We start from the raw sequence: 12,592 nt of genomic DNA on the forward strand, positions 1-12,592 counted from the left end.
TGTTTCTAAAAGGAAAGTCAACGCAATTATAGCAGATGATGGCGAACAACCACCATCTGCATGGCGTTGATTTAACCGCGATGGCGCCGCAGTATGATGGTAATAATTGCCGTAACAGCCAAGATGAAGCAGTAATAAGCCGAGGTTGATACCTGCCATGGACTAATGCTAAACGTTGCACCTAGTAGCAGAGCTTGGGCGCCGTAAGGCAATGAGCCTTGTAGTACACAGGCGAAAATATCCAGTAAGCTGGCCGAGCGCTTTGCTGCAATGTCGCCATCGTCTGCGAGCTTTTTAGCCACTGGGCCTGCGACAATAATGGAGACCGTGTTATTGGCAATACACAAATTCGATGTCATCACCAGCAGCGCAATACCAATTTGGTCAGCCACCTTGCGATTGAAACGGGCAATGATTTTGGTCAACGCTTGAATTTTATTGGCAAGGTAATCCAGCCCGCCACCTCGGCGAATAAACTCCGACAGGCCACCGATGAACATGGATAACAAGAAAATCTCTTGCATGTCACTGAAACCCTGATAAACGTCTTTTACAAAGGCTCCGCCTTGGTAGTCGCCTGTAAAGCCCATTATTGCTGCGAAGATTATGCCGCTAAAGAGCACTACAAAGACATTCAGTCCCATCACCGCAAGCACAAGAATAAAGAAATACGGCAACACTAAGAGCCAGTCAAACTCCGCTACTTCTACCTGTTGTGGCGGTGGTGTGAGCATGACCAATAATGTAATAGTTAAAATGGCGGCAGGCAGGGCGATTTTCAAATTCTCACGGAATTTGTCTTTCATCTCGCAGCCTTGGGTGCGTGTAGCCGCAATGGTGGTATCAGATATGATCGATAAGTTATCGCCAAACATGGCCCCGGAGACGATAGTACCCGCCATAAGTGCAGGGTCGATGCCTGTTTTCGCCGAGACGGCAAGGGCGATTGGGCCGATGGCGCCAATGGTGCCCATAGACGTGCCCATGGCCGTCGATACTATCGCGGCTATTAAGAACAGCCCAGGTAATAACATACTTGCAGGAATAAAAGACAGACCAGCATTGACCACAGCATCAACGCCACCAGTGGCTCCAGCAACAGCGGAAAATGCGCCAGCCAATAGATAAATCAAACACATGGTGATGATGTTGCTATGCCCAGCACCACGAATAAAGGTTTCCACCGAGGCATTAATACTTTGTTTTGTTATCAAAAAGGCGATAACGATGGCTGGTAGAATCGCGACTGGGGCAGGGAGTTGGTAAAACGCATAATCGACACCTTGCGATTGCAAATACAATCCAGTGCCCAAAAATAGCGCGACAAAAATAAGCAGTGGAAGCAACGACAGTTTTGCCGTTGTTGCGTTGTAAGTAGGCTGCATGAATACCTCAAAAAATGATCGCCAACAGCCAAAAGTTCTTCTTTTAGCTGTATTTCTTTCGCATGATTTGTCCATCAAACCCTGCGTGCGCCCGCAAGCCAAAGACCAAATCGGCGCGTAATTTTGGGCAGTTTATACGTATGGACGGCTAAAGTCTACGGCGTTCATTGTGGTTGTTGTTATTTTACCCAGTAGTAACACAAAAAATTAACATTATCGAGCGCTTAGCCATAATTAGCGGGCTTACCCTGGGCTTAAAATGAAATCGCACACGACATGGCCGCAGGGCATTGTTTTGAATCTTTCTCACTCGCGCACCCTGTGCATCTGCGTTAGCATAGAGGCTATCAGTATTTCATTGATTGAAGGAAAATATATGTCTGCTCGTGTAGGGGTACTCGGTGCCAATGGCCGAATGGGGCAAGTGTTATTAGCTGCAACCAATAATGATGGTGACACGCAGCTCGCAGGCGCTTATGTACGCGCGCACTCACAACTGCTCGGTGTCAATGTTAACAATGTAGTTAAAGACCTAAGCGAACACGCTGAGGGCTTAGCTTTTAGCGCCTTCGATGAGCAAAGTCAGTGTGACGTGCTGATTGATTTCACCCTTCCTGCTGGCATGCTGGCCCACCTTGATATCGCCGTTGCTAAAGGCACGCCGATGGTGATTGGTACCACCGGGCTTGATGAGCAACAAATGCAGCGTTTGTATGATGCCAGCGAGCATATCCCCATTGTTTTTGCCCGTAACTTTAGCGTCGGTATTAATTTATTACTTAATTTGGTGCAAACGGCAGCGCAGAAAATGGGTGATGACGCCGACATAGAGGTTTTCGAAGCTCACCACCGCCATAAGATTGATGCACCATCAGGGACCGCATTAGCCCTTGGTGAAGCCATTGCCGAAGCCAAACAATGGCAACACGATGACATCGCTGTGTATGACCGCTCACAAAGTGAGCAGGCCAAATCTCAAAAGGAAATTGGCTATTCGGTGCTACGAGGTGGCGATATAGTTGGTGAACATACGGCTTACTTTGCATTAATGGGTGAAAGGCTTGAATTAACACACAAAGCAAGCTCAAGAATGACGTTCGCGCAAGGAGCTGTGAGGGCTGCGAAGTGGGTGCAAAATAAGCAACCTGGCTTTTATACTATGCAAGATGTGCTCGAACTATAGAACTTTAAGGGTGTTTTTACGAGTTTCGGGAGTTTTTCATTGAATAGGTGCTGTTTTTTATATTTACAAACTTTTAATTAGATCTTTCTCCGACTCTCGTGTAGAATATCGTCAATTTGCCAAAATTTCATAATGCGTATAACCAAGCGCTGCAAACGGGTAGTAAATCGGTCATTTTTACTCCCGTTTTTTACTGTTAGGAGGTTAACTTGACTAAATCCGCTCTGTTAGTCCTAGAAGACGGCACAGTGTTTCGCGGTACTGCGATCGGCGCTGACGGCATGTCAGTGGGTGAAGTAGTATTCAACACGTCGATGACTGGTTACCAAGAAATCTTGACTGATCCGTCATATGCCGAACAAATCGTTACCCTGACTTACCCGCATATCGGGAACACGGGTACTAACAGCGAAGACGAAGAAGCGGCACGTATCTGGGCTAAAGGCCTAGTTATCCGCGATTTGCCACTGCTAGCGAGTAATTTCCGCAACCAACAATCGCTCGACGATTACCTAAAAGAACGTAACATTTTAGGCATCGCCGATATCGATACCCGTAAGTTGACTCGTATCCTTCGTGATAAAGGGGCGCAAAACGGGTGTATCATCGCGGGCGATGAGGTTGATGAGAATAAAGCCCTGGAAGCGGCGCAAGCCTTCCCTGGGTTGAAAGGCATGGATTTAGCCAAAGAAGTCTGTACCAGCGAGCCATTCGAGTGGCGCGAAACGAGCTGGACACTGGGCGAGGGCTTTAAAACCCTAAGCGCTGAGGATGAAAAGTTTCATGTGGTTGCCTACGACTTTGGCGTTAAGCGCAACATTCTCAGGATGTTGGTGGATAGAGGCTGTAAGCTCACGGTGGTGCCGGCACAAACCTCGGCAGAAGAGGTGTTAAAGCTTAATCCCGATGGCATTTTCCTCTCTAACGGCCCCGGCGATCCAGAACCTTGTACTTACGCCATTGACGCCATTAAAACCTTCCTTGATAAAAACATCCCTATTTTCGGCATTTGCCTTGGTCACCAATTATTAGCACTGGCTTCAGGTGCAAGCACTGCAAAAATGAAATTTGGCCACCACGGTGGTAACCACCCGGTAAAAGACCTTGACCGTGGGGTAGTGATGATCACTGCGCAAAACCATGGCTTCGCGGCGGATGAAGCAAGCTTGCCAGAGAACCTTAGAGCGACACATAAATCGTTGTTTGATGGTACCTTACAAGGTATCCACCGCACCGATAAGCCTGCGTTTAGTTTCCAAGGCCACCCAGAAGCTAGCCCAGGCCCCCATGACGCAGCCCCGTTGTTCGATCACTTTATCGAACTGATGCAAGCGCAATCTAACTAATTTAAGACCGGAGTAATAATGCCAAAACGTACTGACATAAAAAGCATTCTTATCTTAGGCGCAGGCCCGATCGTTATCGGTCAAGCTTGCGAATTTGACTACTCGGGTGCTCAAGCCTGTAAAGCGCTTAAAGAGGAGGGTTACCGGGTAATCCTTGTTAACTCTAACCCTGCTACGATTATGACCGACCCAGAAATGGCCGATGCCACCTACATCGAGCCTATTCACTGGGAAGTAGTAGAGAAAATCATCGCCAAAGAGAAGCCCGATGCGGTGCTGCCAACCATGGGCGGACAAACTGCGTTGAACTGTGCACTCGAGCTGGATAAGCACGGCGTGCTTGCCAAATATGACGTTGAGCTTATCGGTGCCACGGCGGATGCCATTGATAAAGCGGAAAACCGTGAGCGTTTTGACGCCGCGATGAAAAATATTGGCCTTGAGTGTCCGCGTGCGGAAATTGCGCGCTCTATGGATGAAGCCCACGATGTGCTTTCGCGCATTGGCTTTCCATGTATTATTCGCCCGTCATTTACCATGGGCGGCACCGGCGGCGGTGTGGCTTACAACATGGAAGAGTTTGACGAAATCTGTACGCGAGGTCTTGACCTATCGCCGACCAATGAGCTGTTGATTGACGAAAGCTTACTGGGTTGGAAAGAGTACGAAATGGAAGTCGTGCGGGACAAAAATGATAACTGCATCATTGTCTGCTCAATTGAAAACTTCGACCCTATGGGCGTACACACCGGTGACTCAATCACTGTAGCGCCGGCACAAACACTGACCGACAAAGAATACCAAATCATGCGTAACGCCTCGATGGCGGTACTGCGTGAAATCGGCGTAGAAACCGGTGGCTCTAACGTACAATTCGGCGTTAATCCAGATAACGGCCGCGTGGTCATTATTGAAATGAACCCTCGAGTGTCACGCTCATCGGCATTGGCTTCAAAAGCGACTGGTTTCCCGATTGCAAAAATCGCTGCCAAACTGGCTGTGGGTTATACCTTGGACGAGCTGCAAAATGATATCACCGGTGGCAAAACTCCGGCGTCATTCGAGCCGTCTATTGACTACGTTGTTACGAAAATTCCACGCTTTAACTTTGAAAAGTTTGCCGGCTCTAATGACCGCCTAACCACACAGATGAAGTCGGTGGGTGAGGTAATGGCTATTGGTCGTAATCAGCAAGAGTCACTGCACAAGGCACTACGTGGATTAGAAGTAGGCGCGACCGGCTTTAACCCGGTATTGCCTATTGGTGAAAAAGGCGCGATTGAGAAAATCACTCGCGAGCTACGTGAGCCGGGCGCTGAGCGTATCTGGTACATCGCCGATGCGATGCGCCATGGTATGAGTGTGGAAGATGTATTTAATTTAACCAAGATTGACCGCTGGTATCTGGTGCAAATTGAAGACATCATCAAAGACGAAGAAAAAGTCAAAGAAGGCGGCCTAGCTGGCCTTACTGGCGACTTCCTACGCGCTTTAAAACGTAAAGGCTTTGCCGATGCGCGTATTGCTGAACTTGCCGGTGTGTCGGAAAAAGAAATCCGTAAAAAGCGTCAGCAGCTGAATATTCTGCCCGTATACAAGCGCGTGGATACTTGTGCAGCTGAGTTTAGCTCAGACACTGCCTACATGTACTCAAGCTATGATGAAGAGTGTGAAGCGGCGCCTTCAGACAAAGACAAAATCATGGTTATCGGTGGCGGTCCAAACCGTATTGGTCAAGGTATCGAATTCGACTACTGCTGTGTGCACGCAGCACTGGCGATGCGTGAAGACGGTTATGAGACCATCATGGTGAACTGTAACCCTGAGACAGTGTCAACAGACTACGATACCTCAGATCGCCTATACTTCGAGCCAATCACCCTTGAAGATGTTCTGGAAATTGCGCGTGTTGAAAAGCCAAAAGGCGTTATCGTGCAATACGGTGGACAAACACCGTTGAAATTGGCGCGCGCTCTAGAAGCGAACGGTGTACCAATCATTGGTACTTCACCGGATGCCATTGACCGTGCAGAAGACCGTGAGCGTTTCCAGCAAATGGTTGAGCGTTTGAACCTGCTGCAACCTGAAAATGCCACCGTCACGTCGCAAGAAGAGGCGATTGCCAAATCAAAAGAAATTGGCTTCCCGCTGGTGGTTCGCCCCTCTTATGTACTGGGTGGTCGAGCGATGGAAATCGTTTATGATGAAGACGACCTACGCCGCTACATGAATGAAGCGGTATCGGTGTCTAATGAAGCCCCAGTGCTTTTGGACCACTTCCTTGATGATGCCATTGAGGTTGACGTAGACGCAGTGTGTGATGGTGAAACCGTTATTATCGGCGGTATTATGGAGCACATCGAGCAAGCAGGGGTACACTCTGGTGACTCGGCATGTTCTCTACCTGCCCATACACTGAGCCAAGACATTCAAGATGTTATGCGTGAGCAAGTGCGCAACATGGCGCTTGAGCTGGGCGTAATTGGTCTTATGAATACTCAGTTCGCGGTTAAAGACGGTGAAGTGTACCTGATTGAAGTGAACCCTCGTGCCGCGCGTACAATTCCGTTCGTATCAAAGGCGACGGGCGTGCCATTAGCTAAGGTAGCGGCGCGTTGTATGGCTGGTCAAAGCCTAGCGAGCCAAGGCATCAGCAAAGAGACCATTCCACCTTATTACAGTGTTAAAGAGGTGGTGTTACCCTTTGCTAAATTCCAAGGTGTTGACCCAATTCGTGGCCCAGAGATGCGTTCTACCGGTGAAGTGATGGGCGTTGGTGATACTTTCGCCGAAGCCTTTGCAAAAGCGCAGCTTGGAGCAGGTAATGCTTTACCACGCGGTGGTCGCGCGTTACTATCAGTACGTAATGGTGACAAAGCGCGAGCTATCGAGCTTGCTAAAACCATGACTGAACTAGGCTTTGAACTAGACGCAACCTCAGGGACAGCGCAAGCGCTTGAAGATGCGGGCATCGCAGTTCGCCGTGTAAACAAGGTATTTGAGGGCCGTCCTCATATCCTTGACCGCATTAAAAACGGCGAGTACAGCTACATCGTAAACACCACCGAAGGTCGCCAAGCGATTGAGGATTCCAAAGTGTTACGTCGTGGCGCCTTGATGCACAAGACAAACTACACCACCACCTTGAATGCTGCGTTTGCCAACTGTACGGCTAACTCAGCAGACGATCGTGGCCACGTAGCGTCAGTTCAAGAGTTACACCAACGAGTAAACTAAGCGCTTGGCCGCAGTGTTGCTGCGGCCTACCGTAAGTGGGAAAACTATGCAAAAAATTCCAATGACCGCACGCGGTGCAGAGCTATTGCGTGAAGAGTTAAACGAATTAAAGACAGTAACGCGTCCAAAGATCATCGCTGATATCGCCGAAGCGCGTGAACACGGAGATTTGAAAGAGAACGCTGAGTATCACGCTGCCCGTGAGCAGCAGGGGTTCTGTGAAGGTCGTATTCAAGAAATTGAAGCGAAACTGTCGAATGCGCAAATTATCGACGTCACTAAAATGCCGAACAATGGCAAAGTGATTTTCGGCACCACGGTCACCATATTAAATGTGGATACCGACGAAGAAGTACGTTATCGCATTGTTGGTGACGACGAAGCGGATATTAAAAATAACCTGATTTCGGTTAATTCACCCATTGCTCGCGGTCTTGTCGGCAAACAGCTCGACGACAGCGTAAACATTGAAACACCTAATGGTGCGGTGGAATACGAAATTATCGAAGTTGAATACCTCTAAGCGAGCGTATTCATTCTAAAAAGCCCGCGCCTTGACGCGGGCTTTTTTATGGCAGTGATGCACTTGCGCAGGGAAACCGTGTACTGCGCACATAGCCTGCGCAAATGACTCAACAAGGAAGCTCCCATGCGTTACCCTGCACCGTTAAAACCCGGTGATACTATCGCCGTTCCCGCGATCTCCTCGGGTGTTGATGCGCCTTTTTGGCCACGTTTGGATTATGTACTGGAGGGCCTTAAGCAACGCGGCTTTCAAGTACGAGAGGGCGACTCGCTACGAAAACAAGGGTTAGTGAGCGCCTCTCCTGAAGCGCGTGCCAATGAGCTGATGGCACTGTTATTGGATGAGACGGTGGCTGCAATTATGCCGCCTTGGGGTGGGGATTTCGCTTTAGATTTATTGCCCCACTTGGATTTTGATGCCTTAGCCAATGCCGCACCTAAGTGGTTAACAGGGTTTTCTGATATCAGCACCATTAGCGCCGTATTAAGCTATCGCTGCCATTGGGCAACCATGCACTGCGCTAATTTAATGCAATTAGGCATCAATGACCGCAGTGCTCAGGTTGAGCGAGTGTTTACGGCGCTGAACTTGAGCTTAGGCCAGCAATTGCAACAACGCAGTAGCCAATATTATCAGGCGACACACCCCAACTACCGCACGCATCCCAAAGCCGTTTTTAAGGGAGATATGCCAACTCACACGCGCATGTTATCAGGGTCGCACTCAGCGCAGTTTGCTGGACGTTTAATCGGTGGCTGCGCCGATACATTGTTTCCTTTGTTATGTAGCTCGCTGTTAAACCTAAAGCAGTGGCGAGCACATAACAATCAAGGTGTGATTTTGTATTTGGAAAATGCCGAGCTGAGCCCGGCACAATTTGCTCGGGGCTTATTGGCGGTGCGCGCCACTGGAGGCTTAGAGAATCTCAGTGGCATTATTTTCGGGCGTTCATTGTGCCTAGGGCAGGGAGATTTTAGCTACTATGATGCCCTTGATTATGCCCTCCAAGGAGTGGCGTGTCCGGTTGTTCTCGATGCTGATATTGGTCATGTTGCGCCCAATTGGGTGATGATTAATGGTGCCGATACTGAATGTGAATTTAAACAGGGTGAACTTAGCCTGGTGCAGCACTATCGCTAACAGCGCGATATACAAAGGCTGATATATAATTTTTAAGGAGTTAATAAATGCAAAAGGACAAAGCGATGGCGCAGTGGTGTTTAGAGGAGCAACGCCGTCAACAACAACGCTTAGCCACGTTTAATAATTTGCGGCCAACATGGAAAAGCTGGGTAGCGCGTTTGCTTAGCAATTTGCTGGTTGTAATGCTATTACAAGCCATGTACCCAGAGGTGCTGAGCGAACCAGTACTCTATGTGCTGGTGATTTTGATATTCGCTCAGGGCTTTGACATGCACAATCAACACAAGCGCATTAATAAACGTATCGATGCGCTGTATTCACTGTTGTCGCACAAGAACTAAGCTTTATATCGGTAATTTCATTTTGCGCTAATGCAATGGAAATAGGCTGGCTGGATGGTCGGCTTAGTGTAAGAAGCGCACCTTTATACATAACTCGTTTTTGCTCCAAAACGAGTTAACGTGAATGCTCTGATGGTGGCTTTGGGCGAAGTACGGACACTCACTCCCTAGCTAATCTAGGGAGGGCTTTTCTAATTCCTGCCAAGATGTTGCTCCAACCAATACGCTTTTTCCAAAGCTTTCCGTCGACTAAAACTTTATAACAACCGATCAGATCAGTTTTATACAGTTCAAGTTTATGAGTAATGGGTTCACCACTATCTTAATCGGTGATTTCGATTATTCTTCTTAGTTCAGGAATGTTTTGTGGCTCTACAAAGCTTTCTTGTTCTATAGCAAATTTTCGATTAGTGTATGATTTACTATAATTTTTTGAAGCTTTATTAGTTTGTCTATACATAGGTAATCTCCTACCTTACAAGGTAGCATACCTTGCAAGATCTCACTAATAAGCTGTTATGTCTTCTTCATGGAATGAGTGTATGTCTATAGAAATAGTTCAACATCAGATTAAACTTTTTGTTAGTTCACCAACTCCTGAAGTCATGGGTATAAAAGGGGCATGGGGAGTTGGCAAAACGTATAGTTGGAAAAAATATTTATCTGAGTGTAAATCTGAAAATGTAATAGCTTTACCTAAGTACTCGTATGTTTCTCTGTTTGGTATAAATTCTCTAGATTCATTTAAATATGCAATTTTTGAAAACACTGTAAAAAGGGACTTGGTCGGCACTGAAGCTAGTATTGATACCTTTAAGGAAAATTCTGCAGGAATAGCGGATTCATTCACTCGAAAATCATTTAACTTCTTTAGAGAAGCTCCTTTCATTAAAAACTTTAGCTCAACAATTGAGTCGCTATCATTCTTATCTATTACTGAAACCCTAATATGCATTGATGACTTAGAGAGAAAAGGCAAAGGGTTAAATATTAAAGATTTTCTAGGTTTAATCTCATTACTTAAAGAACAAAAAAAATGCAAAATTGTCATTTTGTTGAATGATGGTGAAGATGGCTTAGATGATTATTTTAAATACCGAGAAAAGGTAATTGATTTGGAGCTTGAGTTTTCTCCTTCATCACGAGAGTGTGCTGAGATTGCTTTTGAAGGAGACAGTTATGAAGTTGAACATTTAAGAGATTTTGCAGAAAAGTTAAATATTAAGAATATTCGAGTATTAAAAAAAATCGAAAGACTCGTATCTCTAGCCACTCCTGTTCTTAACGAACTGGAAGTTGAGGTGACGTACCAAATTATACATACCTTGGTTCTGTTTTCATGGGCTTATTACTGTTCTAAAGGCAACGATGAAATACCTAGTTTTGACTTCGTAACAAGAACTTCATATAGCTCATACGGCATCGGGGGCAAGAAGGATGAAGATGAGAAGACCAAAAAGTGGAAAGTCCTGCTGCATGAATATGGGTATGGTATTACTGATGAATTAGATCTTGTTTTAGCCAAGGCAGTAGAAACAGGTTACATAGTAGAAAATAACCTTAGAGAAAAGGCAGAAATAAAAAACTCGCAAGTTTTGGCATCTAAATCTGAAAACTCATTTACCAAGGCTTGGGAGTTATACCATCATAATTTCGACAATAATCAGGATGAAGTGGTTGAAGCTCTCTATGAAAGCTTAGTTGCAAATGCTAAGCATATATCTCCAATGAATTTAAATGGTACTGTTACCCTTTTTAGGGAGCTTGGTGAAGATGGAAAAGCAAGCGATGCTATTGATAAATACATTGAAAGTAGAAAAGAAACACCAAATTTATTTAATCTCAATGACTTTATGAGTAATCCATTTGCTGGAGACGTAACTGATTCAGAAATTAGAGAGAAATTTGCTAATAAGTTTAAAGAAATTGTTATTGATGAATCGGCAAAGTCTGTTTTGGCTAGAGTTTCGAAGCAAAATGGCTGGAATGACAAGGATATAACGATTCTAGCGAGTACGTCAGCTGATGATTTTTATGAAATATTTAAAGAAACAAAAGGGGTTGATTTGTCACTCTATGTTGAAAGCTGTTTGAGGCTGGGAAATTATGCGTCTAAAGACGGCGAACCCAGCCCTCTATTAACAAATTCAGTTTCAGCCTTAAAGAGAATCGCAAATGAAAGTGAGATTAACAAACGACGAGTCAAGAAGTTTGGTATTGAAATAGATGGCTAACTAACCTGCATTGAAGACATAACAAGGCCTTTAAACGGAACAAAAACAGTTGGCTTTGAGTTTATACGATAGGTAAAATAATCGCCGTATTACATAGGAAGTAAGTTGTCTATGAGGGCATTTTAATAAATGGAGATATAAAATGAAAAATAACTTACTAGTTCTAGGTGTGTTTGCGTTATCTGGTTGTGGGATCACTGTTCCATATTATGACACCCTTGATCCAGAATATGTTTGTGGTAATTACCCCTCACCGTATTGTCAACCAAATTCAAGTCAACAATACTCTAAGGTCAAAAGCGGAAAAGATTATGATGGGAAACCTAAGAATTATTTAGGGAGAAGTTTTAAAAGCTTCTTTGAAACGTCAGCTTGTGTCGACGCTGTAGTTACTGAATCTGACGTAGTTATATCAGGTTTACAAAAAGTGACAGGCACTCTCAAAGATGACGAGAAAACTAAATTCTCAAACAAGTTAAGTGCGGATATTGTTGCTCTCGTTGAGATGAATGGTGTACCAGTACCTCCTGGATTATCTGCTGATATTAATACAGAAATAGAAAATAAAGTCAAAAACACAGACACAAGTAAAATTCAATTAGAGTATAAACGTATCGATTTAAGCACAGAATTTATGGACGCTTATTTACAAAATTGTTTAGCTAAAACTCCCAAAGATATGGATGTATCCACAGGTATAAGTGTAATCACAGTAAGTGGTTCTTGGACATCTGATAAGGTAGTTGAAACTTTAGCAGCAGTTGAAGCTAAGGCTAGCTACAGCATTTTATCTGATTCAGCTAAAGCTGAATATCAACAAGCAAAAGAACGAGCCATGGCTGGGGAGTTTAAACCCGTGTCGTTTATTTTCGCCGTTGCACACAGAGACGGTAAACGGTAAGCCTAACACATATGAACCTTCTTCCGTCAAATAAACAATAGAATCTTTTTTAGCTGCCGATAGGCAGCTAACTGTTTTTCAATTAGCAAAATAATCTACTTCGCTCTGTCATTGTGGCCGTTAAATAAATTGCTTACGGCAAACACATATAGAGGCTCTCTTATTGTGCTCTCATCACTGCCTAACTCTGTCATTCCTTATGGTGGTTAGGGGCACTAGACATTCATCGGTTAACCTTAAGAAGGCACTATTCAAGTCAGTTGGCTCGTGGCTCCAGTTAGTTTCAGGCTCAACTA

11 protein-coding genes are annotated in these 12,592 nt (G+C 45.3%); 9 read left to right on the forward strand and 2 right to left on the reverse strand.

Going from position 1 to position 12,592, the window contains the following annotated elements; genetic code table 11:
- Window positions 1-71: 71 nt before the first annotated feature.
- Complete coding sequence (locus MHM94_RS11440; RefSeq protein WP_022946181.1) at window positions 72-1,385, reverse strand: Na+/H+ antiporter NhaC family protein; 1,314 nt, start codon at window positions 1,383-1,385, stop codon at window positions 72-74.
- Here MHM94_RS11440 and MHM94_RS18445 point away from each other — a divergent pair.
- From MHM94_RS18445 to MHM94_RS11470, 7 genes are all read left to right on the forward strand, one after another.
- Window positions 1,384-1,506 carry a hypothetical protein gene (locus MHM94_RS18445; protein WP_268838372.1) on the forward strand — a complete coding sequence of 41 codons (123 nt, stop codon included), beginning with the start codon at window positions 1,384-1,386 and terminating at the stop codon, window positions 1,504-1,506. The two genes, MHM94_RS11440 and MHM94_RS18445, sit on opposite strands and share 2 nt — an antisense overlap.
- A 255-nt stretch (window positions 1,507-1,761) precedes the next feature.
- Window positions 1,762-2,568, forward strand: a complete 807-nt coding sequence (gene dapB / locus MHM94_RS11445) for a 4-hydroxy-tetrahydrodipicolinate reductase (RefSeq protein ID WP_235420105.1) — start codon at window positions 1,762-1,764, stop codon at window positions 2,566-2,568.
- Window positions 2,569-2,777: 209 nt separating this feature from the next.
- Window positions 2,778-3,914, forward strand: a complete 1,137-nt coding sequence (gene carA, locus MHM94_RS11450) for a glutamine-hydrolyzing carbamoyl-phosphate synthase small subunit (protein WP_022946183.1) — start codon at window positions 2,778-2,780, stop codon at window positions 3,912-3,914.
- Window positions 3,915-3,932: 18 nt separating this feature from the next.
- On the forward strand, window positions 3,933-7,151 hold the full coding sequence (gene carB, locus MHM94_RS11455) for a carbamoyl-phosphate synthase large subunit (RefSeq protein WP_022946184.1): 3,219 nt from the start codon (window positions 3,933-3,935) through the stop codon (window positions 7,149-7,151).
- Between the two features lie 46 nt (window positions 7,152-7,197).
- On the forward strand, window positions 7,198-7,674 hold the full coding sequence (gene greA / locus MHM94_RS11460; RefSeq protein ID WP_022946185.1) for a transcription elongation factor GreA: 477 nt from the start codon (window positions 7,198-7,200) through the stop codon (window positions 7,672-7,674).
- A gap of 126 nt (window positions 7,675-7,800) precedes the next feature.
- On the forward strand, window positions 7,801-8,817 hold the full coding sequence (locus MHM94_RS11465) for a S66 peptidase family protein (RefSeq protein WP_235420106.1): 1,017 nt from the start codon (window positions 7,801-7,803) through the stop codon (window positions 8,815-8,817).
- 47 nt (window positions 8,818-8,864) lie between these two features.
- On the forward strand, window positions 8,865-9,161 hold the full coding sequence (locus MHM94_RS11470) for a hypothetical protein (RefSeq protein ID WP_235420108.1): 297 nt from the start codon (window positions 8,865-8,867) through the stop codon (window positions 9,159-9,161).
- A 322-nt stretch (window positions 9,162-9,483) separates the two neighbouring features.
- Here the strand turns inward: MHM94_RS11470 and MHM94_RS11475 are convergent, their stop codons facing one another.
- Complete coding sequence (locus tag MHM94_RS11475; RefSeq protein ID WP_235420109.1) at window positions 9,484-9,621, reverse strand: hypothetical protein; 138 nt, start codon at window positions 9,619-9,621, stop codon at window positions 9,484-9,486.
- A gap of 82 nt (window positions 9,622-9,703) precedes the next feature.
- On the opposite strand from MHM94_RS11475, the gene MHM94_RS11480 reads away from it, so the two are divergent.
- Together MHM94_RS11480 and MHM94_RS11485 are read left to right on the forward strand one after the other, a co-directional pair.
- On the forward strand, window positions 9,704-11,395 hold the full coding sequence (locus MHM94_RS11480; protein WP_235420110.1) for a KAP family NTPase: 1,692 nt from the start codon (window positions 9,704-9,706) through the stop codon (window positions 11,393-11,395).
- Window positions 11,396-11,537: 142 nt separating this feature from the next.
- Window positions 11,538-12,296 carry a hypothetical protein gene (locus tag MHM94_RS11485; RefSeq protein ID WP_235420111.1) on the forward strand — a complete coding sequence of 253 codons (759 nt, stop codon included), beginning with the start codon at window positions 11,538-11,540 and terminating at the stop codon, window positions 12,294-12,296.
- Window positions 12,297-12,592: the final 296 nt, after the last annotated feature.

The sequence above is a fragment of the Pseudoalteromonas sp. CNAT2-18.1 genome (assembly GCF_022347865.1).
Lineage (GTDB): Bacteria > Pseudomonadota > Gammaproteobacteria > Enterobacterales > Alteromonadaceae > Pseudoalteromonas > Pseudoalteromonas ruthenica.